The organism is Candidatus Rickettsia kedanie (genome assembly GCF_045865205.1).
Lineage (GTDB): Bacteria > Pseudomonadota > Alphaproteobacteria > Rickettsiales > Rickettsiaceae > Rickettsia > Rickettsia australis.
In genome coordinates this window covers 105,812-128,824 of the sequence record NZ_BAABMM010000040.1, presented here as the reverse complement: position 1 = coordinate 128,824, position 23,013 = coordinate 105,812, and the positions used below count along the sequence as shown (strand labels likewise).

Below are 23,013 nucleotides of genomic sequence, written 5' to 3'. Positions count from 1 at the left end.
GTTTTCGCAGGAATGACATCGGTAGCTTAGAAACAATGCCACAATTATAAATACAAGCAATCCTTGAAAGAAATTTATTATGTCTCTATAATTAATATAATTTATTAAATTTAAGGCTAAGTAATCGTGACTGATAAATATTCTTCTAATTTAGTACCGGTCAATATCGAAGATGAGATGAAAGTATCTTATCTTGATTATGCTATGAGCGTTATAGTAAGTAGAGCTATACCGGATGTTCGGGACGGCTTAAAGCCGGTACATCGCCGAATTATCTATTCCATGCATGAAGTTGGTAATCATGCTAGCAAACCTTATAGAAAATCCGCAAGAATAGTCGGTGACGTGATGGGTAAATACCATCCGCACGGTGATAGTGCTATTTACGATTCGTTAGTACGTATGGCACAAGCTTTTTCCTTGCGTCTGCCGCTTGTCGACGGGCAAGGTAATTTTGGCTCGATGGATGGTGATGCAGCGGCAGCGATGAGATATACCGAATCTCGAATGGCCAAAGTTTCGCATAAGCTCGTAGAGGATATCGATAAAGAGACTGTCAGCTTTAACCCTAATTATGACGGTTCTGAAGAAGAGCCTTCCGTACTTCCTGCAATGTTTCCAAATTTATTGGTTAACGGTAGCGGAGGTATTGCGGTTGGTATGGCAACTAATATCCCGCCTCATAATCTTGGTGAGGTTATCGATGCGTGCTGTTTATATATAGATAATAATGATATAGAAATATTAGATTTACTCGAAGTTGTTAAAGGACCGGATTTTCCTACAGGTTCAATGATTTTAGGCATTAGCGGTATTAGATCGGCATATCTTACCGGTAGAGGTAATATCATTATGCGAGGTCGAGCCGAGATTGAGAATATCGGTAATAGCCGGCAAGCAATTATTATTACCGAAATACCGTATACGGTAAATAAGGCAAGGCTCGTTGAGAAAATTGCTGAAATGGTTAAGGAAAAGCGAATAGAAGGTATAAGTGATTTACGTGACGAATCGAATAAAAACGGTGTAAGGATTTTTATTGAGTTAAAGAAAGACGTAGTTGCGGAAGTAGTCTTAAATCAAATATACGCATGTACGCAGCTACAAACTAGCTTCGGTGTTATTATGCTTGCTCTTAAAGACGGGCTACCGAAAGTGATGAATTTGAAAGAAGTAATTGCGGCTTTCGTTAGTTTTAGAGAAGTGGTAATTACTAACCGTACTATATATTTACTAAATAAAGCAAGAGATAGAGCACATATTTTACTAGGACTAACTATTGCCATTAGTAATATCGATGAAATAATACGTATTATTAAAGCTGCAAATGACCCGAATGCAGCTAAACAAGAATTAATGGCACGCAGCTGGGAAGCATTAAATATCCTACCTCTTGTAAAGCTGGTTGATGATAAAGCAATGTTAAATGAGCAAGACACATGTAGTTTTACTGAGGTGCAAGCTAAGGCAATCTTAGAAATGAGACTACAACGTCTAACCGCTATGGAGAAAAACAAGCTTGAAGAGGAGTTAAAGAACCTCGCTACGGAGATCACCGAATATCTTAATATCCTCGGGTCTCGTACAAGATTACTTGAAATTTTAAAAGAAGAGCTAATTAAAGTTAAAGAAGAGTTTGCGACTCCTCGTCTTACTTCAATTGAATTCGGTGAGTTTGATCAAGATATAGAAGATTTAATTCAACGTGAAGAAATGGTAGTAACCGTAACGCTTGGTGGGTATATCAAGCGTGTACCTCTAAGTAGCTATCGTTCACAAAAACGAGGCGGTAAAGGCAGATCCGGGCTTTCAATGCGTGATGAAGATATTACCACGCGAGTTTTTGTCGGTAGTACTCATACTCCGATGTTGTTCTTCTCAAATATCGGTCAGGTTTATAGTTTAAAACTGTATAAATTACCTTTAAGTAATCGGCAAGGTAAAGGAAGACCGATGGTTAATATATTACCGCTGAAAGAAAATGAGCATATTACGAATATTATGCCGCTACCTGAAAATCAGGATGAATGGGATAATTTAAACATTATGTTCGCAACTGCCAAGGGTAATATCAGAAGAAGCGATTTATTAGATTTCAAAAAGATTCAGTCGAGCGGTAAAATTGCTATTAGGCTTGATGAGGATGATAAATTAATAGACGTAAAACCATGTAAAGAAGACGAGCATATTTTACTTGCCACTAAAGCCGGAAAAGCTTTAAGATTCCCTGTTGAATCGCTGCGTGTTATTAAGAGCCGTATTTCCGACGGGGTACGAGGTATGAAACTTGCTAAGGAGGATTCCGTAATTTCTATGACCGTGCTTAAAGGCATTAGCAGTACAAAAGAGGATAGAGATGCTTATTTAACAGTGCCATGGGAAAAAAGGCTTGAGATTGCTAAAGGTGAGGAGTTTTACCTCGAAGAGTTAGGTGTAACTTTGACTACAGATTCTATTTTAGAAATGGCAAATTCCGAAGAATTCATCTTAACAGTTACAGAGAACGGTTTCGGTAAAAGAAGCTCGGCATATGGCTATAGAATTACCGATCGAGGCGGTAGCGGTATAATCAATATGGATATTAACGACAAAACCGGTTTAGTCGTCGGTGTTATGCCGGTTAAAATGGATGATGAGCTAATGCTGATTACCAATAGCGGTAAGTTAATTCGCTGTAAACTTGAGTCAGTGCGTATTACGGGACGTAACACTAGCGGCGTAATCCTATTTAAGCTAGATGACGGTGAAAAAGTCGTATCTGTCTCTTTAATTGCTGAAACTTCTGAAAGCGAAGAAGGTAGTGAGTTAGAGGAAGAGGGATTAGAACAATCTGAAGAGGGGTAGTAGTTGTTAAGTGAGAAGGTTATGTTGTTTTTGCAAAAATACTCCAAGTTTTTCAGTGTCATACCGCGACTTGATCGCGGTATCCAGTTCAAAATACTAGTATTTTTATTGTTTTGATAGATCCCGTGGTCAAGCTACGGGATAACACTGGAAAAACTGAGCCACGCAACAATGCCGTCCTGCTTTCGCCAGGATAACATCAAGGATTTTTTAAAAAATGTCCGGTACTATAGGAAATCTTAGGAAATAACAATAAATTTCTGCGATTGTTTCGTCAAATTACTCTGTAATTTTTCTCGCAATGACGTTAATTTATTAACTACTCTGCTTTTAATTAGCAATACCTCCTAAAGAACTTCTAGAAAATTTATTGCAACACTAATTTTTCTCTCTATAACAACTGTATATTGAATTTATGAATATGCAAATATTAACTTTCCAGTCTTTCTTTACTACTACAACCGGTGCAAGCCGGTAACAGTATCTCTATATCTTTCTTTTAATTATATCCACCCCTTTAAATTAACTAATTATTATTAGGTAAGTTTTATGTTTCGTAAAATGCCACTTATTTTAATGGCTATTATCATAGTTATCATATTATTCAACCCACTAATGAGTTTAGAAGTAAAAAGGTTATTATATTCAATAAGTCTATCTATTAAATCTAATTGGCTTTAGTGCAATGTCTAGTGTTATATGCCACTTAGTATAAGGAGCGGAAAATAATACAAATAATAAAGCACTTGCTCGTACTGTTGTACCAATAACAGTACATATTTATCTTGTTGGCGATTGTTGCGCTATACCGATTTTGGCTTATGCTATACTAAAAAGTTATGGATTAGCTGAACCTACTTTATTTAATTATCTTATTTTTACTTTTTATTTTGTATTGGCAAAATTTTCAGTAGCAGTTATACCAGGTGGTGGAATTATTGTAATGCTCCCTATACTTAAACAATATCTAGGTTTTAATACTAATATGATGTATCTGATGACAGCTCTTTATATCTTGTTTGATCCTGTAATCACTTGTGCTAATGTTTTAGGAAATGGTGCTTTTGTTAAACTGATAGATAATATATATAGTGTAACTCAGAAAGCTGAGATTAGGTTTCTCAAAATACTCTAGGTTCTTGCGTGCAGAAAATTAAATTATTCGTATTTTTAGATATTTTTAAGCGGAAATTAATAAGAACGAAAGAACCTAATATATCTTTTTCTTTTAAAGTAATTGTTGAATTATCTATAAATCTTAAATATTAATTAGATAATTGATTTAAAAGAGAAAAAGCATATAATCTTTATGTAGGAAACTATATATTGAGTAATAAATTATGATGTGGTTATTTATTGCGATTGGTTTAACCGTTGCGGTTCTTATTATAGGGGTAGTGTCGATGGCTATCGGAGGAAAGTTTGATAAGAGATTTAGTTCAAAGTTAATGATTTTAAGGGTTTTTTTTCAGGGAGTTGCTATATTTTTATTGATTATAATATATTTTTATAAAGTTAATTTATAAATGCCTGACAATAACTCAAAAGCTACTTAATCGATTTCTCTAATTTCTTCGCGTAATTCTTCCCATTTGTCTAAAATTTCTTCTAATGTAACTTCTTCGACTTTTTGCTCGTCATCTTCAAAGTCCTTTAAATCTCTAATCAGTTGCTCTAGCTTTAATAATGAAATTTTTTTTTCATTATACTGATCGCTACAATATTCTTCGAGTTGTTCGGCAATTTCTTCAATATAACCCCAATGCATTGCTATTCCTCCTTAATTTTATGCAAGCCTTATTTATTAACATGTTATCTGATATTTGCTATTATTTGTTACTAAATGTTATTAATTCGACAAATTATTGCAAATAGGTGAGTTTATTATACAACTATTGCCGGAATTAGGCAGGTTTTCTTTCTTGACATTTTGATGGTTTTATGGTACATAAAAATAAAATATTAAGATTTTATGTCAATATTACCGATAGTAACAGCACCTGATGGTAGGTTAAAGCAGAAATCTCAACCGGTTTTAGAGTTTACAGATCAAACACGAACATTTATGGATGATATGCTTAAAACTATGTACCATGAAGACGGTGCAGGACTCGCAGCAGTACAAGTAGGGGTATTGAAACGTATTTTAGTAATTGATATAAAAGATCATGATTCGGTAGAAAGACCAAAAGATTTTTATCCGCTTTTTATAGTGAATCCTGAAATAATAGAAAAATCAGAAGAGCTAATTACGGCTAATGAAGGTTGTATCTCAGTACCGGAGCAACGTATTAAGGTGGCAAGACCGGAATCTATAAAGATTAGGTATTTAGACTATCATGGTAAATCGCAAGAGCTTAAAGCAAATGATTGGCTTGCAAGAGTTATCCAGCATGAGTATGATCATTTAGAAGGTAAGCTCATCGTTGATTATTTAAGTAATTTAAAACGAGATGTGGTGCTTCGTAAGCTCAAGAAACTTAAAAATAATATAGTGTGAAAGTAATCTTTATGGGAACGCCTGAATTTGCAGTTCCCGCTCTTAAAAAACTTATAATGCATCATGAAGTTAAAGTTATTTTTACCCAGCAACCTAAAGCTAAGGGCAGAGGACTTAACTTGGCTAAATCCCCCATACATCAGTTAGCATTTGAACATCAAATTCCTGTTTATACTCCCTCTATACTTCGTAATGATGACATAGTAAATCTAATTAATGAGATTAATGCGGATATTATAGTTGTTATTGCGTATGGTTTTATTGTGCCGAAAGCTATATTAGAGGCTAAAAAATACGGCTGTCTTAATATCCATCCATCCGATTTGCCTCGTCATCGAGGAGCAGCACCGCTGCAGCGTACTATTATAGAGGGTGACCGGAAAAGTAGTGTATGTATTATGCGTATGGATACAGGGCTTGATACAGGTGATATATTGATGAAAGAAGATTTTGATTTAGAAAGAAGAACAACATTGGAGGAATTGCACAATAAATGTGCTAATTTAGGAGCTGCATTACTAATAAAAACACTTGCAAATATTGATAATATAGTACCGATAAAACAGTCAAGTGAGGGCGTTACGTATGCTCATAAATTAACTAAAGAAGAAGGAAAAATTAATTGGCATGAATCCGCATATAAAATAGATTGTAAAATAAGGGGCATGAATCCCTGGCCCGGAGCATATTTTAGTTATAATGATAAAGTAATTAAAATCTTTGAAGCAGAATATTTAAATACGCATCATCACTTTACTGCCGGCACCGTTATTAGCGATAAGCTGGAAATAGCTTGTGGAAGCGGTATATTGCAAGTGAAAAAACTTCAGCAAGAGAGTAAAAAAGCTTTGAATGTAGAAGAATTTTTACGTGGTACAAATATTTTAAAAGCTACAATATTAAAATAAGAGTATTAATTATGAGTAAAGATAAAAAAGAGGTTAGGTTTAATGATAATTTAGACGTTAAGGAGTTTATCTTAAAGCTTGAAAAGAATAGTGATATTTATTCTGTAAAAAGGAAAGTAATTAATATAGTAGATGATGAAGTAGAGGATCGAACTAAGCTACTTACGGAAACTCAATTTCTTGTCAAAAAAACTCCGCACGGTAAAACATCTCAATATGAAATTAGCAGCTTTGTTAACAAAGCAGGTGAATATATAAGCGATCCAAAGCAAATAAAAGAAATTTCAAAATGATACGCTCATGCCGAATTTGCTGATTTACAGAAAAATATTTTAGGTAATTTTGATAAGAACGGTAATTTAAGTATAACTAAAGATTTTGAAATTGATGAAAATCTAGTCTTTAGAAAAGATGGTAAATGATTGTTTGTTAAAACTCAAAGCGGTTTGATAAACAGAGAAGGAGAAATGAAAGCAGTAAATCATGTTTTACAAAAAGGCAGATTCTTTTTTGAAGATTTAGGCGGTAAGGTAGATACAAAATTAGGGACCGCAAATCTAAACAAAAAGCCAACAAATCCTACTTTAAAAAGAGGTTAAAATAACTTTAAGCCCCTCATAAGCAATAAAATTAAAATTATTTGAAATTAGTGTTTGACAAGCTTTAAAAATATATATATAAAATCATCACACAAAGTTTGAAGCGTAAAACTTTGTAGCTGTTTAAAAAGTTGATAAAGCTAAAAACTAAGTACACCGAAATAATAAAAATTTATATCGTGAGTAGATACTGAAAATAATTGTGAAATTAATTCTGTATGCATCGTGTAATCTCAAGTTAGAAGCGTTAAGTAAGTATAATAAGAGCATTTGGTGGATGCCTTGGCACTAGAAGGCGATGAAGGACGTAATACGCTGCGATAAGCTTCGGGGAGTTGCGAATAAACTTTGATCCGAAGATTTCCGAATGGGGAAACCTACCTAATTTATTAGGTATTGTATAGTGAATACATAGCTATATAAGGCAAACCCAGCGAACTGAAATATCTAAGTAGCTGGAGGAAAGGACATCAACCGAGACTCCGTTAGTAGTGACGAGCGAACGCGGACTAGGCCAGTGGCTTCAAAAAAATAACTAAAATAACATGGAAAGGTTGACCATAGAGGGTGATAGTCCCGTATAGGTAAAAAGTTTGAAGTCCTTGAGTAAGGCGGGACACGTGAAATCCTGTTTGAACATAGGGGGACCACCCTCTAAGCCTAAGTACTCTCTAGTGACCGATAGTGAACAAGTACCGTGAGGGAAAGGTGAAAAGTACCCCGACAAGGGGAGTGAAATAGTATCTGAAACCAAATGCTTACAAGCAGTCGGAGCAAGCGTATTTATATGTCTTGTGACGGCGTACCTTTTGTATAATGGGTCAGCGACTTAGTTTATCTAGCAAGCTTAAGCCGTGAGGTGTAGGCGTAGCGAAAGCGAGTCTGAATAGGGCGTTTAGTTAGATGAATTAGACCCGAAACCGGGTGATCTAGCCATGGCCAGGTTGAAAGTGGAGTAAAATCCGCTGAAGGACCGAACCCACTACTGTTGAAAAAGTAGGGGATGAGCTGTGGTTAGGGGTGAAAGGCCAATCAAACTCGGATATAGCTGGTTCTCCGCGAAATCTATTTAGGTAGAGCGTTATAGCGATTACCGTCGAAGGTAGAGCACTGAATGAGCTAGGGGGTCCCACAGACTTACCAAACTCAATCAAACTCCGAATGTCGGCGGGTACAGCATAGCAGACAGACTATGGGTGCTAAGGTCCATAGTCGAGAGGGAAAAAGCCCAGACCGCCATCTAAGGTCCCTAAATCATGACTAAGTGTTTAAAGGATGTGAGAAGACCAAAACAACTAGGATGTTGGCTTAGAAGCAGCCATCATTTAAAGAAAGCGTAATAGCTCACTAGTCTAAATAAGTTTTCTTGCGCCAACAATGTAACGGGGCTCAAGTCATGTACCGAAGATACGGATTTGCACTAAGTGCAAGTGGTAGCGGAGCGTTCCGTAAGCCTGTGAAGGTAAACCGTAAGGTTTGCTGGAGGTATCGGAAGTGAGAATGCTGACATAAGTAGCGATAAAGAATGTGAGAAACATTCTCGCCGAAAGTCCAAGGGTTCTTGCGTAAAGTTAATCTGCGCAAGGTTAGTCGGCCCCTAAGATGAGGCTGAAAGGCGTAGTCGATGGGAATCAGGTTAATATTCCTGAACCTGAAGGATGTGACGAAAGTAGTAAATTGTACAGTCTTATTGGATTGATTGTGCAGTGGGTATTTTCCAGGAAATAACCCCTTCATTATAGACCGTACCCGAAACCGACACAGGTGGACAGGTAGAGTATACCAAGGCGCTTGAGAGAACGATGTTGAAGGAACTAGGCAAATTGCATCTGTAACTTCGGAAGAAAGATGACCTGTGTATGGGCAACCATGTGCAGGTGGCACAAGCTAGGGGGTAGCGACTGTTTATTAAAAACACAGGGCTCTGCAAAGTCAATAGACGACGTATAGGGTCTGACGCCTGCCCAGTGCTGGAAGATTAAAAGGAGGGGTGCAAGCTCTGAATTGAAGTCCCAGTGAACGGCGGCCGTAACTATGACGGTCCTAAGGTAGCGAAATTCCTTGTCGGGTAAGTTCCGACCCGCACGAATGGCGTAACGATTTCCCCACTGTCTCCAGTATCGACTCAGCGAAATTGAATTCTCCGTGAAGATGCGGAGTTCCCGCGGTCAGACGGAAAGACCCCGTGAACCTTTACTATAGCTTTGCACTGGTGTTAGGAATTAGATGTGCAGGATAGGTGGGAGACTACGAAGCGAAGGCGTCAGCCTTTGTGGAGTCACCCTTGAGATACCACCCTTTTGGTTTTTGATATCTAACCGAGATCCTTGAATCAGGATCCGAGACAATGCATGGTGGGTAGTTTGACTGGGGCGGTCGCCTCCCAAAGAGTAACGGAGGCGCACGATGGTTAGCTCAGGTTGGTCGGAAATCAACTTTTAGAGTGCAATGGCATAAGCTAGCCTGACTGCGAGTCTGACAAGACGAGCAGAGACGAAAGTCGGTCATAGTGATCCGGTGGTCCCGAGTGGAAGGGCCATCGCTCAACGAATAAAAGGTACTCCGGGGATAACAGGCTGATGATTTCCAAGCGTCCATAGCGACGAAATCGTTTGGCACCTCGATGTCGGCTCATCACATCCTGGGGCTGGAGAAGGTCCCAAGGGTTCGGCTGTTCGCCGATTAAAGTGGTACGTGAGCTGGGTTTAGAACGTCGTGAGACAGTTCGGTCCCTATCTGCCGTGGGTGTAGGAAGTTTGAGAGGATCTGCCTTTAGTACGAGAGGACCGAGGTGGACGTACCCCTGGTGGACCAGTTGTCGTGCCAACGGCACAGCTGGGTAGCTAAGTACGGAAGGGATAACCGCTGAATGCATCTAAGCAGGAAACCCACCTCAAAACTAGACTTCCCCATTAGAGCCGTGGAAGACCACCACGTTGATAGGTCGGGTGTGGAAGCACAGTAATGTGTGTAGCTAACCGATACTAATAGCTCGATTGATTTACTTTGCTGTGGGATTACATATGCATATAGTGTTAATTCTATAAATATGTAAGTATCAACTCACAAAGTTATCAGGTTAAATTAGCTTTATCAATGAATAAAAATGTTGTTGCACAGCTAATATGTCATACCGTAGCTTGACCACAGTATCTAGAAAAATTTATAATATTTGGATTCCTGCTTCCGTAGGAGTGACAAGTTTAGTCATGCAGCAACATTAACAGCAAACTATAATACAAATCTATCTTGTTAAAAGTTTGTATTGCTAGCTTGGTGGTTATAGCATGAGTGAAACACACGATCCCATCCCGAACTCGAACGTGAAACCTCATAGCGCTAATGGTACTATGTCATAAGGCATGGGAGAGTAGGTCGCTGCCAAGCTTGCAATGCAAATTTTTAATTATCTTTTTTTCTCTTGATGAGATGTTTTATATTCATAATTCTTATCTTCTTTTATATTAGTAATGCTTATGCATTAAAAAATAAACATCAATTTATTTGAGAGTTACCAAATGGCACAGTAATTAATGAAGGTGGAATTTTAACTCACAAAGGTTATATTCTACAAGATACTCAAACAAGCTTAGGTGATCAACATAGTTTATTAAATAAGAAACGAGATATTAATACAGAAAATCCTTTATATTTTAATGGAAAATTAGCAATAATTTCATCTTCTGGTTCTAAAAATTGGTATCATTGGTTGCTACAAATTTTGCCTAGATTAATTATATTAAAAGAATTGGATCTTGAATATGACCGTATCTATATTAATAATTTAAAATATTCATGGCAAATTAAGTTATTAGAAATAGTATTAAATTATTTAAATATACCGGAAGATAAGCTTTTTGTAGTAAATAGTGATTATCATTCAAGCTGCTAGACTAATTGTTCCATTTGTACCGTTTATTCCGGTAAAAGGTACGCCTTTGCCTTTATGGTTAAAAAAAGATTTAAGAAATATTTTTATTAAAGATAATAGTAAAACATACGATAAAATATCTATTTCTCGTAAATACGCTTCTACCCGAAAAATAGTTAATGAAGAGTAATTAATAGAAAAAATTTAGAGGCTCGGTTTTAAGGTAATATATCTAGAGCTATCCTCCCCGTATGAACAGGCCCAGCTTTTTAATAAAGCAAAAATAATAGTTGGACCGCACGGATCAGGATTTGCTAACCTTATTTTTGCGGCCAAAATGCGAAGTAGTAGAGATTAATCACGGTACAACTCACTCTAGAAGTTTTTATAAAAGAATGGCAAATTATATGTCATGTGATTATTATCCTTTTTATGATCAGACAACAAAAGAGCATTTAGAAGACGATATAAAGATCAATATTGATGAATTTATTAAATTTCTTAACCTATCTGTAAATAAATTTTAATTGGTAATTAAAGAGCTTTTTTAGCGAAAATTGATAAGATTTTGAAAGAATAATATTCATATTTCAAGTTCTTAAGGAAGTTAATTCTTAAAATCATTGTTTAATACATAAGATTCGCTATTCATTCCATTTAGTCTTGAAATAGTGCGTTTGAATTCTGCGGCTCGTGCTGAACCTTGATATATTTTACTCGGCTTATCTTCTAAGCTCATAAATAAAAGGATTTTATAGAAATAGGCATTATCGATAAAGTTGATAAATCTAACGGCTGTATTTGTATCGTTAGCATCGATAGTATGAACATTCTTCACTATGATAACGTTGAAATTTTGACAAATATTAACATAATCGATATAGCTTAAGTCTCTTGTAAATAATTCATTATAATCTGTTACTAATATTCGTTTATGCACTTTTTGAAAAGATATTTCTCTACCTAGAACCTGTATATTTTGAGAAACAAGTTTATTATCACTAATCTCCGTGATAATTTTTTCAAGTTTGTTTTGGTGTTCTAAAGTTAAGGGATAAATTATCCTTTCTCCTTTAACTCCTAAAGCTTTATCAAATCGATAATCATGGTGATTATCTAGATATTTAACATAAAATGTATTATTGATTATCTTTATAAAAGGTAAGAAAGATTCTCGTTGTAATCCGTTTTTGTAAAGATTATTGGGACCCGTGTTAGAGGTTATAAAAATAAAAATATTTTGCTTTATTAATTCATTAAATAATCTACCGATTATCATTGCATCGGTAATGTCTTTAATTTCAAATTCATCTATTCCAAGTACTCTAGTTTGTTTAGCATAATCTTTGGCAATTTTAGGGATGATATCTTTTTGATTTTCTGTCTGTAATTTATGCATAGATTTATGTACTTCTTGCATAAAGTTCTGATAGTGTATCATTATTTTAGATGTAGCTAATTCTTCAAAAAAAGAATTCATGAGCATAGTTTTACCGCTGCCCACCGGACCGTATAAATAAATTCCGCTTTTTAAGTTGTTTTGATTAAAGAATTTGAATAAACTTTTAGGTTTATTAAGTTCTGCTGCCAGCTGTTTTAATGCTTCTAGTAAAGCAGCTTGTTTTGAATCTAGTATTAATGAAGTAGCGGATTTAATCATCCAAAATATTTTTGCTCTAATTTGTTATATATTTTTTCTAAAATGTCGTTCTTAGCTAAAAGCAGGAAGAGTTTGTTGTGTGGATCAATTTCACCTCTGTCATACCGTGGCTTGACCACGGAATCCAGTTAAAAATGCTAACCTTTAACATTTTTTGTTATTTTCTCTAGATTGCACCATCCTTTTAGTTGCTCGTAATGATGATTGTGATTATCATTTCCTATACAAAAGTGTTGCATCGCCATAGCTGAAAAAACGCATTTTTTCTTTTATAGCATATTTATATAATTCATGCATCTCTTTAAAGCCGGCAAAAGCACATATAAGCATAAATAAAGTAGATTTAGGGAAATGGAAATTAGTAAGTAGCATATCTGCTGTTTGAAATTTAAAACCCGGTGTTATGAAGATATCGGTTTCAAAGCTACCTGCTTTTACGATGCCGTTATTGTAAGAACTCTCGACTGTTCTAAGTGTTGTAGTGCCGACTGCGATAATACGCCTCCTTTCTTGCTTTGCTTTGTTAATGATTTCAGCAGTTTCAGGAGTAATAGAGCAATATTCGGTGTACATTTTATGCTCATGAATATTTTCGGTTTTTACAGGTAAAAAAGTTCCCGCTCCTACATGTAATGTTAAAAATGCAGTATGTATGCCTTTTGTTTTGAGTTTATCAAGTATATCCTTTGTAAAGTGCAACCCTGCAGTCGGTGCTGCAACTGAACCTTCTATTTGACTGTAAATTGTTTGATAGCGTTCGTTGTCATACACTATGTCATTGTCCTTATCTTTAATGTCATTCCTGCGAAAGCAGGAATCTAATTTTTCTGGATACCCGTTTTCGAAGGTATGACATAAAGTGCTACGGGTATGATACAGTGAATGTGACCTCCTAATATAAACCGGCAGCGGCATCTCACCGTATTTGTCCAAAAATTCAAATACCGAAATATTATCAAGATCGAATTTTACTTTAATCTCGCCCATCACAAGTTTTTCGGTAATAATTACCTTATGATTATCAAAATAAAATTCATCATCTACATGAAGCTTTCGAGTCGGTTTAGCAAAGGCCGACCAACTATCATCCGATAATTTTTGATTCAAATTTATTGTAACATTCTTCCACAAATGTAGCTTTGCTTTTATCACTTTGCTATTATTAAAGACTAATAAATCCCCTTCTTTTAAGTAATCTATTATGTTATAGAATTTAGTTTTAATAGGCGGCATAGCCGCAATTAGTAAATCTGAGTTATCACGTTCACTAGATGGATACTGTGCTATAAGCTCGCTTGGTAAATTAAAGTCAAAATCAGATAGTTTCATTATAGAATATTAGCAGTTAAAGAAGTGATTATAACAGTATATTACAATATTTAATATAAGATTCTAGTTTATTAAGTATTTTTTAATAAATCAATTATTTATTAACTAAATGATTTTTTTCTGTATGACACAAAAACATTATTAATTGATTAACAAAGGGGAAATGATGAAGAAACAAGCAGAAAAAATAGCAATAACCGATGATATAATTAGGAATAAATTTGATGAGATATTCAGCGGTAAAGATATAGAAGAACAACAAATTATGGGATTTAATAATATAGATGATTATTTTAAAGCTAAAGTTGTAATAAATGATAGTTTAATATCTGAAGAAGAAAAAAGTGTATTAAGTGCTAAAATAAAAAGACATGAATTTTTGAGAGAAGACTTTATCAAAGAATCCAAAACTTTTATTGAAGATCCAAATATAAATATTCGTTACGCGTATAAGGAGGCATACACCAATACATGTAGTATAGCAGTAATGTCTGGCGAGTTTATAGTTAAAGCAATTAGTCAAGGTAATTATGATTTAGTTGATAATATATTAACAGCTCTAAAAAATGTTGATCCGAATACTTATGCAAGTACACTAGAACATGATTTTGGCAGTCTTTTATATTTTGCGTGTAAGAATAATCAGAAAAAGATAGCCAAGCTTTTACTTGAAAAAGGAGCGGATATAAACTTTAGTAAGCAGCATTATTACCCGCCTTTATATAGTGTATCTATCTATAGAAGCCGGACATTTGGATATGGTAGCATTTCTACTTGAAAATGGGGCTGATCCTAATTTACAGGGAAGAGAAAATTTTCTCTTGTTTAGAAACAGCTGTTTTAAACAGAAATGTAGCCATGGTAGCTAAATTGCTTGCTTATGGTGCTAATATGGAAGATACCGTATTTGAAAGGTTAACGTATTTAAGTAAAGATCATTGGATTCAGACTCTGCAGGATAAGCAACATAAAATAGATATGATAAAAGTATTTTTACAATACGGTGCTAATCCAGATGTGGTGTATTCTAACAGTCAAATGATCAAGGATATGGAAGCAGTTTATGAACCTCTGAGAGCGCTTTTAATGTTTGAATCTGCATTTCGTCGGAATGATTACAAGGGAATTAAGGCTATTGACAAGAAAGATTTAGCAGCATTTATTCAATGGAAATCAGAAATATGGCCGGTTATAAAAGATGTTTCTAAGGATGAGTATATTAAAAGTTTATTAGAGATGACTACATTTTCAAAACAAGTGAAATTGGATTTGGATGATTCTATAGAACAACCGCTAATAAAATTAAGAGAAAAGATAGCTAAATTGGCACTGTCTTTGAAGTTTCAATGCCTTGTAAAAATTGCAAATATTATTAAAGGTAATGTTGAATGTTAGATAACATTTGATGATGAGTGAACGTATAATACTGTACTGGATTTACTGAAAAAACGGGTTTCAAGTTCAAGTAACAGGAGAAGCAGAGGAACTACTTACTTAGTTTAAAGGTTGAGGCCAGTATTATGTCACGTAAGGTTTGCTTGCGTGTATACTAAAGGTCGTCATTGCGAGGAAAAATTGTAAGTTTTGGCACAGCAATCTCAGGATGTTTGACAAGATTGCCACGTCGCTTCGCTCCTCGCAATGACGATTTGGCGTCTATGCCACAACGCTGGCGGGGCCACGGTATGACAATAATTGTTTCACACTATCAACCCTTTAACTTGGGAGTTCCATAATTTTTGATATAGCTTACTATTTTTTAGTAATTCTGCGTGACTACCGTCATCGATTATGCTACCTTTTTCAAACACTAGAATTCTATCCATATTGAGTAAAGTAGACAATCTGTGAGCAATGACTATTACGGTTTTATTTTGCATCAAATAATCCATTGACTCTTGAATCAGGCTTTCCGTCTCGCTATCTAAGCTACTTGTTGCTTCATCAAGAATTAGAATAGGAGCATTTTTTAAGATGGCTCTTGCTATGATCATTCTTTGACGCTGACCGCCTGATAAGTTATTCCCCCGCTCGCCGCACATAGTATCGTAACCGTCCTGTAGATTATCGATAACATCATGAATATGCGCAGCTTTTGCAGCAATTATAACCTCCTCAAGAGTAGCTTCTTTTTTTCCGTATCTGATATTTTCCAAAATGGTACGATGAAAAAGTACTGGTTCTTGAGGTATAAGGCTAATGGCTTGTCTTAAAGACTCTTGAGTTACGTTTTTAATATTTTGATTATCTATTAAAATCATTCCTTCTTCTATATCATGTAACCTGGTCAGCAAACTAATAAAAGTGGTTTTCCCTGAACCGGAAAATCCGACTAGCCCTACTTTTTGTTTACTCGGTATTAATACCGATTTATTATAAAATAGATTGTTATTATGATGATAATTAAATGTAACATTTCTAAATTCGATCATCCCTTCTTTGATATCTAAAGGAGTAGCGTTTTCAATATCCGTTATAATATGCGGTGCCATTAAAGATAAGCCTTGATTAAATGCCCCGACCTGCTCGAACATATCACCGATTTCTTGCGTTAAATCCCAAATATCGTCTGCTACATTTATACATAATGTTAGCACTAATACGCAATCACCTATGCTTATAGATAATTCGCTACGAAGTTTAGATAAATAATAAATCATTATAAAAATCATTATTGAACAAGAAGTTCCAAGAGCATAACGCAATTTGAACATAAAGAATTGCATAGTCTGCTCATCAGCCACGGCATTTTCTACCCTTGTTTCTAGATGTTGACGTTCAAATTTATGGGCTGTAAACATTCTAACAGCATTAATATTGCTAATTGCATCTACGATACTACCGGCCACAAAAGATTGACTTCTAGCATAATTTAATGAGTATTTATTAATTCTATCCGAGAAAAGAACACTAAGCCCTAAAAAAACCGTAATCCATAAAATAAATATCGTAGCAAAAACGTAATGTACGGAATATAAAGCAATTAATGCAAATACGATAATAGCAAGTTTATGCAGAATTTTTTCACCGAATATTGAAATAATCATCTCAAATGATCTTGCGGTTTCGGTAATACGATTGCTAATATGTCCGGCTAAATTATCCTGAAAGAATTTATGGCTATGATATTGAGTATAATTATAAAGCTCATTTAGTATTTTGCCTTTTATTACGGGCATAGTCTTGAGATACAAATAATCATATGAACGATATGCTATATTAATACTTTCCCACCAAAGAGCATAAAATACTGCCCAGTAAATCATGGAAGATAAAAGGTTATTAGCATTCTCATCGCTGAAAGATTCTATTAAATCAATGATTTTCTGAAGTAGGATACTATCAATTGCCGGAATCATACCGAGTAAAATACAAATTACAGTCAATAAAGTAATTTTAACGTTATCGAATTTTAAAAAATAAATACCTAAGCTAAATGTTGATTTAGATAAAGTAGGGTATTTTATCACGATAATGTACCTCAATTTTAAAATAATATATTAATTCGTGTTATTGCAGAGCATATTTTAATTTAATTATTTTGCAAAAATATACCTAAAAATATTAAATCTATGGAAAAATAATAAACAAGCCTTGCTTCTTACCTTAAATAATGCTACAAAATTCAGAAAATAACTTTAAAATCATTAGAAATGCAAGAAAAAGAAGTCTCTAATAATTTTTTAGAAGAACGAGAAAAGTCTAAGGAAGATGATTCTCCGTTCTTTGATGTAAAATATATTTGTCAAGCAAGTTTATTAATTACGGATTCTGTCCGAAAAGGGTATGATGTAACTCAATTGCCCAATGGTGATATTAATGTTACAGAAGTAAGAATAGTAAATGTTCATTATAATTGGAACTCCAAAAAAGGAAAATTTGTTAAAACTAATCAGATAGAATTTAATAATAGCAAAGGTGGATGATTAAATCAAATACTGTATAATGTTATTGTGTACTTCGGTTTTTTTGTCATTGCAAGCGGGCATTGCCCGTGTGATACCAAATCGTCGTTGCGAGCATCCGTAGGCCGCGTGGCAATCTCATGAATAATAAGAAACTCCTGAGATTGCTTCGTCAAAATTTTCAATTTCTTCTCGCAATGACGTTGAATCTTAAAACAGCAGCTTAAATATGGAATTTGATCAAGTATTATTATCGAGGATTCAGTTTGCTTTTACCATAAGTTTTCATATAATATTTCCTGCTTTTACTATAGGGCTTGCAAGCTTTTTAGCGGTAATTGAAGGGTTATGGTTAAAAACAAAAAAGCTGGTTTATCAAGAAATATACAAATTTTGGGTGAAGATTTTTGCCGTTACTTTCGGTATGGGAGTAGTTTCGGGTGTTGTAATGTCTTATCAATTCGGTACTAATTGGTCGAGTTTTTCAGATAAGGTTGGAAATGTCCTTGGTCCACTTCTCGGTTTTGAAGTATTTACTGCCTTTTTCCTCGAATCTTCTTTTTTAGGTATAATGTTATTCGGCTTTAATAAAGTCAGTAAAAAAGTACATTTTATTTCTACGTTAATAGTTGCCGTTGGTACTGTAATCTCAGCTTTTTGGATACTTGCAGCTAGTAGTTGGATGCATACGCCTGCTGGTTTTGAACTGCGAGGTGATGGTTTTTTTTTTCCTTTAAATTGGCTAGAAATTATCTTTAACCCTTCTTTCCCATATCGTTTTTTCCATATGATTACGGCGGCTTATTTAACTACTTCTTTTGTTATCGGTGGCGTAGCTAGCTTTTATTTACTAAATAATCGTTATAAAGAGCATGCTAAAATTATGCTTTTTATGGCGGTGTTAATGGCGTTAATCGTTGCACCTATTCAAATATTGATCGGTGATTTGCATGGTTTAAATACTCTTAAATATCAGCCGGTTAAAGTTTCGGCTATGGAAGGGATTTGGAATACGGAAAAAGGAGCAGCTTTTAATCTTATCGGTTTTCCTGACGGGGCAGAAGAAAAAACAAAATATGCTGTAGAAATACCTTATGCTAGTAGTTTAATTTTAACGCATAGCTTAGACGGTGAAGTGAAAGGATTAAAAGAATGGACAAAAGAAGAGCGTCCGCCAGTTGCAGTAGTATTTTTGAGCTTCCGTATTATGATAGGAATCGGTTTCTTAATGGTATTTACAGGTATTGCAGGGTTATGTCTTTACTTGAAGAAAAGATTATATACTACGCATTGGTTTCAATATTGGTATATATTAATGTCGCCTTCAGGTTTTATTGCAGTACTTGCTGGTTGGTTTGTAACCGAGGTAGGTAGACAACCTTATATAGTATATAATATTTTAAAAACTGTGGATACGGTATCACCGGTACTCGGCAAATATGTGTTTATTTCTCTAATTGCTTTTGTAGTGGTGTATGTGATTATTTTCGGAGCGGGTATATATTATATAATGCATTTAATAAAGCAAGGTATAGAAGCGATAGATAATAAAGAAACGTACGGAGGTATGGATAATCGGTTGTGATTTATGTCATACCGCGGCTTGATCGCGGTATCTACCAAAAATGTAATTCAAAAGATACCGCGATCAAGTCGCGGTATGACAATGTAGGCAATTTATGTTAAACTTTACACCTTATATAGATTTACCGCTTGTTTGGGGTGGTCTTATAGCTACCGCTATTTGTTTATATATTTTATTAGACGGTTTTGATTTAGGAGTAGGAATCTTATTTCCGTTTGCACCTACCGATGATTGCCGTCATAAAATGATCAATTCTATTGCTCCTTTTTGGGACGGTAATGAAACTTGGTTAGTACTTGGCGGCGGTGGTTTATTTGCAGCTTTCCCGTTGGCATATTCGCTATTAATGCCGGCTTTATATATTCCTATTACATTAATGTTACTTGGTCTAATATTTCGTGGTGTAGCGTTTGAATTCCGTTTTAAGGCTCATATAGGTCATCGTTATATTTGGGATTATGCTTTTCATTTTGGTTCTATGCTTGCTGTTTTTTGTCAAGGCTTAATGCTTGGTACGTTTGTCCAAGGAATAAAGATAGAAGGACGAGAATTTGCAGGAGGGAGCTTTGATTTTCTTACTCCCTTTTCTGTTATGACGGGGATAGCATTAATATTCGGTTATGCACTCTTGGGTGCTACTTGGCTTATTTTGAAAACAGAAAAGAAAACACAAGATTGGGCTTATAAATCTGCTTTATATATTTTATTTTACGTTGCACTTTTTATGGGGCTTGTAAGCTTATGGGTTCCTTTCTTAAATAACCACATAAATCATCGTTGGTTTAGTGTACCTAATATTTACTATTTATCGATTGTACCTATTGTAACGGCTTTAATATTTATCAAGTTCATTAAAGCCGTTAAACAAAAAAAAGAAGTAAAGCCGTTTATTTATACGATCTTGTTATTCTTATTAGGATATTTAGGCCTTGCAATAAGTATATGGCCATATATCGTGCCTTATAAAGTTACGCTCGAAACCGCAGCAGCAGCACCGGAATCACAGTCTTTACTGTTGGTAGGGGCGGGGATATTCCTACCTGTCATACTTGGCTATACTTTCTATTGTTATTATATATTCCGTGGCAAATCATCTTATCATCCGATATATTAGGCTCTGTGAACATTTCTAAAAAATTTAAAAAAATAACTGCTTGTCTAAAAGGGTGGCAATGGTTTATTATCCTATGGCTTAGCGGATTATTATCCACGCTACTTTTAACTTATATAGTTAAGTTGGTGTTTAGGGTGATAGGGTAAAATTATTGTTATTACAAGCGTAATAATGTCATGTCTAGCTAAAAGAGGTCTTGTTGCATGGTTTGAGAAAAGTGTTCAATGTGTCATTCCTGCGAAAGCAGGAATCCATCATAAAGCGAGATAGAACGAGCTTTTAATTTCAAAAAATTGCTGTATTTATATTTTGTTTGGATTCCTGCTTTCGCAGGAATGACATTGAATATATGCAATGACATTTAAAGTATAGATATATGGAAAAAATCTCAGCATTTATTATTACCAAAAATGAAGCAGCAAGGATAGCACGAGCTATAAACAGCGTAAAAAATATTACTGATGAGGTGATAGTAGTCGATAATGAAAGTACTGATGATACGGTTAATATAGCTAAAAAATTAGGAGCAAAGGTAATAGTAAAGCTGTGGCTTGGCTATGTAGGGCAGAAATCTTTTGCTGAAAGCCTTTGCGTAAATGATTGGGTGCTTAATATTGATGCCGATGAGGAGTTGTCTAAAGAGTTACAAGACGAAATAGAGTATATTTTTGCCTCTCATAATCAAGATCGTTATTTGGCTTATCAACTAAAGCTGTTAATAATGCATCGTAATGACCAAAAGCCACGAATGTTTGCTCCATTTAATAAATGTACTCGGTTGTATCATAAAAAATTTGCAAGCTTTGCAAATACCATAAATAGTACTACTCATGATTCGGTGGTATTTAACAAAGATGTTGATTTTGTAGGTAAAATTTATCTATTAAATGAAGCTGCTTATCATTATTCTGGTACTTCAATTGAGCAGTTGGTAACTAAAGCAAATTTTTATTCTAGTGAGCAAGCAAAAGATTTAGTTAAGCAAGGAAAAAAGCTTTCAAATTTTCGTTTAACAACTGAAATGATATGGTGGTTTTTTAAAGCGTTTTTTATCAGACGCTATTTTGTATTCGGTTTTGACGGTTTTGTAGATTCAATAATTTTTGCTTTTGCAAGATTTCTAAGGCTTGCTAAGTTAAGAGAGTCATCGCTTAAATCAAACAACATCATTGCAAGCGACTATAGGCATGATTGCATGGATACCAAGTCGTCATTGCGAGGAGCGAAGCGACGCGGTAATCCAAAAAAATAATTAAAAAAATTTTGATTTACAGAATTTTTTACTAGATTGCTTCGTCGCATTACTACGTAATGCTTCTCCCAATGACGGAAAACCGATCCACGTAATAACGCCTACTCGCAATGATGATTTAGAAAATAAAAGTAACTTATGAAAGAAAATTTTAACGTTAGTAAATTAAAAAATGGTTTAACAATTTTAACCTATAATATGCCTTATGTTAATTCGGTAGCAATAAATTTAATTGCTAAAGTTGGAGCACGTTATGAGAATGCAGAAGAGGAAGGCATATCTCACTTTCTTGAGCATATGGCTTTTAAAGGTACAAAAACTAGAACGGCAAAACAGATAGCAGAAGAGTTTGACTCTATAGGCGGACATTTTAATGCCTATACCGGTCATGAGAATACGGTATATTATGCACGAGTCTTGTCTGAAAATTGTGATAAAGCACTTAATATACTTGCTGATATAATTCAAAATTCTATTTTTGCTGACGAAGAAATAGCTAAGGAGTATCAGGTGATAATGCAGGAAATTGCTCATCATCAGGATAATCCGGATGACCTAGTATATGAAAAATTTTATAATAAAGTTTATAGAGATCAACCGTTAGGTAAGTTGATCTTAGGTACTGCTAAAACCCTTGCAACTTTTACGAAAGAGCATTTTTTTAACTTTATAGGTAAACATTATAATGCTGAAAATCTTTATTTATCAATTGCCGGTAATATTGATCATGATAAAATAGTAATTATAGCGGAACAGTTATTTTCTTCTTTGAAGCAAGGAGTAAAGAGTAGCTTTATCCCGGCAAAATATATAGGCGGCAACGGCTTTATTAATAAGGAGTTAGAGCAAACTAGTTTAGTGCTAGGGTTTGAAGGTACATCATATATTAATTTAGAAAAGCTTTACCAAACCCATCTACTTTCTATAATATTCGGCGGCGGTATGTCATCGCGTTTATTTCAAACTATTCGTGAGAAATTAGGTTTAGCATATGCAGTAGGTAGTTATAATAGTGCTTACTTTGATAGTGGATTGTTTACAATTTATGCGTCTACTGCACATGATAAATTAGAATTATTATATAGAGAGATTAAAAACGAAATAATAAAAATGACTGAAAAAGTAAGTGCAGAAGAGATTATTAGAGCTAAAACACAACTTCGTAGTAATTTACAAATGGCTCAAGAGAAAAATGCTTATCAGTCAGAAGAAATAGGTAAAAATTATTCTGTTTTCGGTAAATATATTTCTCCTGAGGAGATTATGGAAATTATTACAAATATAAAAGCCGATGACATTATTAATACTGCAAATAAAATATTTAGCGGTACTACTACGTCGGCAATTATTGGTCCGAATGGTTTGAGAGAGGTTTAATGTCATTCCTGCTTTCGCAGGAATGACATAGGCATTCACGCAGGCAATGACGTGGAAAATGAATTTTGA

General features: G+C 34.7%; 21 protein-coding genes, 2 rRNA genes and 2 pseudogenes. 21 read left to right on the top strand and 4 right to left on the bottom strand.

Annotated elements, in window-relative coordinates:
- The first annotated feature begins 126 nt into the window (after positions 1-126).
- From gyrA to ACKTSD_RS06715, 4 genes and pseudogenes are all read left to right on the top strand, one after another.
- Positions 127-2,844 carry a DNA topoisomerase (ATP-hydrolyzing) subunit A gene (gene gyrA / locus ACKTSD_RS06730; protein WP_412708549.1) on the top strand — a complete coding sequence of 906 codons (2,718 nt, stop codon included), beginning with the start codon at positions 127-129 and terminating at the stop codon, positions 2,842-2,844.
- 742 nt (positions 2,845-3,586) lie between these two features.
- Positions 3,587-3,979 (top strand): annotated as a pseudogene (locus ACKTSD_RS06725) (cation:dicarboxylate symporter family transporter); the annotation flags it as partial.
- Between the two features lie 8 nt (positions 3,980-3,987).
- A complete protein-coding gene (locus tag ACKTSD_RS06720) occupies positions 3,988-4,113 on the top strand; it encodes a peptide deformylase (RefSeq protein WP_412708548.1) in 126 nt (41 codons plus the stop codon).
- 71 nt (positions 4,114-4,184) lie between these two features.
- Positions 4,185-4,370, top strand: coding sequence for an HIG1 domain-containing protein (locus ACKTSD_RS06715; protein WP_412708547.1), 186 nt, complete (start codon positions 4,185-4,187; stop codon positions 4,368-4,370).
- 26 nt (positions 4,371-4,396) lie between these two features.
- Here the strand turns inward: ACKTSD_RS06715 and ACKTSD_RS06710 are convergent, their stop codons facing one another.
- Positions 4,397-4,612, bottom strand: a complete 216-nt coding sequence (locus tag ACKTSD_RS06710; protein ID WP_412708546.1) for a Fe-S cluster assembly protein IscX — start codon at positions 4,610-4,612, stop codon at positions 4,397-4,399.
- 204 nt (positions 4,613-4,816) lie between these two features.
- Here ACKTSD_RS06710 and def point away from each other — a divergent pair, with 204 nt between their 5' ends.
- The 9 genes and pseudogenes from def to ACKTSD_RS06665 all read left to right on the top strand — a co-directional run bounded on the left by def (position 4,817) and on the right by ACKTSD_RS06665 (position 11,249).
- Positions 4,817-5,344: a peptide deformylase gene (def, locus tag ACKTSD_RS06705; RefSeq protein ID WP_412708545.1), complete on the top strand. Its 528-nt coding sequence runs from the start codon at positions 4,817-4,819 to the stop codon at positions 5,342-5,344.
- Positions 5,341-6,252, top strand: a complete 912-nt coding sequence (gene fmt, locus ACKTSD_RS06700) for a methionyl-tRNA formyltransferase (protein ID WP_412708544.1) — start codon at positions 5,341-5,343, stop codon at positions 6,250-6,252. The genes def and fmt overlap by 4 nt, the downstream gene beginning before the upstream one ends.
- 221 nt (positions 6,253-6,473) lie before the next feature.
- Positions 6,474-6,851, top strand: a pseudogene (locus ACKTSD_RS06695) (hypothetical protein).
- Between the two features lie 249 nt (positions 6,852-7,100).
- Positions 7,101-9,860 (top strand): 23S ribosomal RNA (locus ACKTSD_RS06690).
- 263 nt (positions 9,861-10,123) lie between these two features.
- Positions 10,124-10,238: ribosomal RNA gene (gene rrf / locus ACKTSD_RS06685) — 5S ribosomal RNA — on the top strand.
- A gap of 334 nt (positions 10,239-10,572) precedes the next feature.
- Positions 10,573-10,743, top strand: a complete 171-nt coding sequence (locus tag ACKTSD_RS06680; protein ID WP_412708543.1) for a hypothetical protein — start codon at positions 10,573-10,575, stop codon at positions 10,741-10,743.
- On the top strand, positions 10,721-10,912 hold the full coding sequence (locus tag ACKTSD_RS06675; protein WP_412708542.1) for a glycosyltransferase family 61 protein: 192 nt from the start codon (positions 10,721-10,723) through the stop codon (positions 10,910-10,912). Before ACKTSD_RS06680 ends, ACKTSD_RS06675 begins: the two co-directional genes overlap by 23 nt.
- A gap of 36 nt (positions 10,913-10,948) precedes the next feature.
- A complete protein-coding gene (locus ACKTSD_RS06670) occupies positions 10,949-11,080 on the top strand; it encodes a glycosyltransferase family 61 protein (RefSeq protein WP_412708572.1) in 132 nt (43 codons plus the stop codon).
- Positions 11,034-11,249: a hypothetical protein gene (locus ACKTSD_RS06665; protein ID WP_412708541.1), complete on the top strand. Its 216-nt coding sequence runs from the start codon at positions 11,034-11,036 to the stop codon at positions 11,247-11,249. Before ACKTSD_RS06670 ends, ACKTSD_RS06665 begins: the two co-directional genes overlap by 47 nt.
- An 80-nt stretch (positions 11,250-11,329) precedes the next feature.
- Here ACKTSD_RS06665 and zapE read toward each other — a convergent pair whose 3' ends face one another.
- Together zapE and queA are read right to left on the bottom strand one after the other, a co-directional pair.
- Positions 11,330-12,382 (bottom strand): cell division protein ZapE, encoded by a 1,053-nt coding sequence (gene zapE, locus ACKTSD_RS06660; RefSeq protein WP_412708540.1) that lies wholly within the window; start codon positions 12,380-12,382, stop codon positions 11,330-11,332.
- 213 nt (positions 12,383-12,595) lie between these two features.
- Positions 12,596-13,711 (bottom strand): tRNA preQ1(34) S-adenosylmethionine ribosyltransferase-isomerase QueA, encoded by a 1,116-nt coding sequence (gene queA / locus ACKTSD_RS06655; protein WP_412708539.1) that lies wholly within the window; start codon positions 13,709-13,711, stop codon positions 12,596-12,598.
- Positions 13,712-13,874: 163 nt separating this feature from the next.
- Here queA and ACKTSD_RS06650 point away from each other — a divergent pair, with 163 nt between their 5' ends.
- From ACKTSD_RS06650 to ACKTSD_RS06640, 3 genes are read left to right on the top strand one after another with little or no spacing between them, the layout of a single operon-like run.
- Complete coding sequence (locus ACKTSD_RS06650) at positions 13,875-14,489, top strand: ankyrin repeat domain-containing protein (protein ID WP_412708538.1); 615 nt, start codon at positions 13,875-13,877, stop codon at positions 14,487-14,489.
- Entirely contained in the window at positions 14,470-14,580 is a 111-nt protein-coding gene (locus ACKTSD_RS06645) for a hypothetical protein (RefSeq protein WP_412708537.1), read from the top strand. Before ACKTSD_RS06650 ends, ACKTSD_RS06645 begins: the two co-directional genes overlap by 20 nt.
- The gene (locus tag ACKTSD_RS06640; protein ID WP_412708536.1) at positions 14,570-15,106 is read left to right on the top strand and encodes a hypothetical protein; all 537 of its coding nucleotides are present in this window, start codon (positions 14,570-14,572) and stop codon (positions 15,104-15,106) included. Before ACKTSD_RS06645 ends, ACKTSD_RS06640 begins: the two co-directional genes overlap by 11 nt.
- Positions 15,107-15,411: 305 nt before the next feature.
- On the opposite strand, the gene ACKTSD_RS06635 is transcribed toward ACKTSD_RS06640, so the two are convergent.
- A complete protein-coding gene (locus ACKTSD_RS06635) occupies positions 15,412-17,181 on the bottom strand; it encodes an ABC transporter ATP-binding protein (protein WP_412708535.1) in 1,770 nt (589 codons plus the stop codon).
- Positions 17,182-17,364: 183 nt separating this feature from the next.
- Between ACKTSD_RS06635 and ACKTSD_RS06630 the strand changes: the two genes are divergently transcribed.
- From ACKTSD_RS06630 to ACKTSD_RS06610, 5 genes are all read left to right on the top strand, one after another.
- Positions 17,365-17,637 (top strand): DUF2671 domain-containing protein, encoded by a 273-nt coding sequence (locus tag ACKTSD_RS06630; protein ID WP_412708534.1) that lies wholly within the window; start codon positions 17,365-17,367, stop codon positions 17,635-17,637.
- Positions 17,638-17,845: 208 nt separating this feature from the next.
- On the top strand, positions 17,846-19,201 hold the full coding sequence (locus ACKTSD_RS06625; protein ID WP_412708533.1) for a cytochrome ubiquinol oxidase subunit I: 1,356 nt from the start codon (positions 17,846-17,848) through the stop codon (positions 19,199-19,201).
- 94 nt (positions 19,202-19,295) lie between these two features.
- Positions 19,296-20,315, top strand: coding sequence for a cytochrome d ubiquinol oxidase subunit II (cydB, locus tag ACKTSD_RS06620; protein ID WP_412708532.1), 1,020 nt, complete (start codon positions 19,296-19,298; stop codon positions 20,313-20,315).
- 376 nt (positions 20,316-20,691) lie between these two features.
- A complete protein-coding gene (locus tag ACKTSD_RS06615; RefSeq protein ID WP_412708531.1) occupies positions 20,692-21,567 on the top strand; it encodes a glycosyltransferase family 2 protein in 876 nt (291 codons plus the stop codon).
- Between the two features lie 138 nt (positions 21,568-21,705).
- The gene (locus ACKTSD_RS06610; protein WP_412708530.1) at positions 21,706-22,944 is read left to right on the top strand and encodes a M16 family metallopeptidase; all 1,239 of its coding nucleotides are present in this window, start codon (positions 21,706-21,708) and stop codon (positions 22,942-22,944) included.
- Positions 22,945-23,013: the final 69 nt, after the last annotated feature.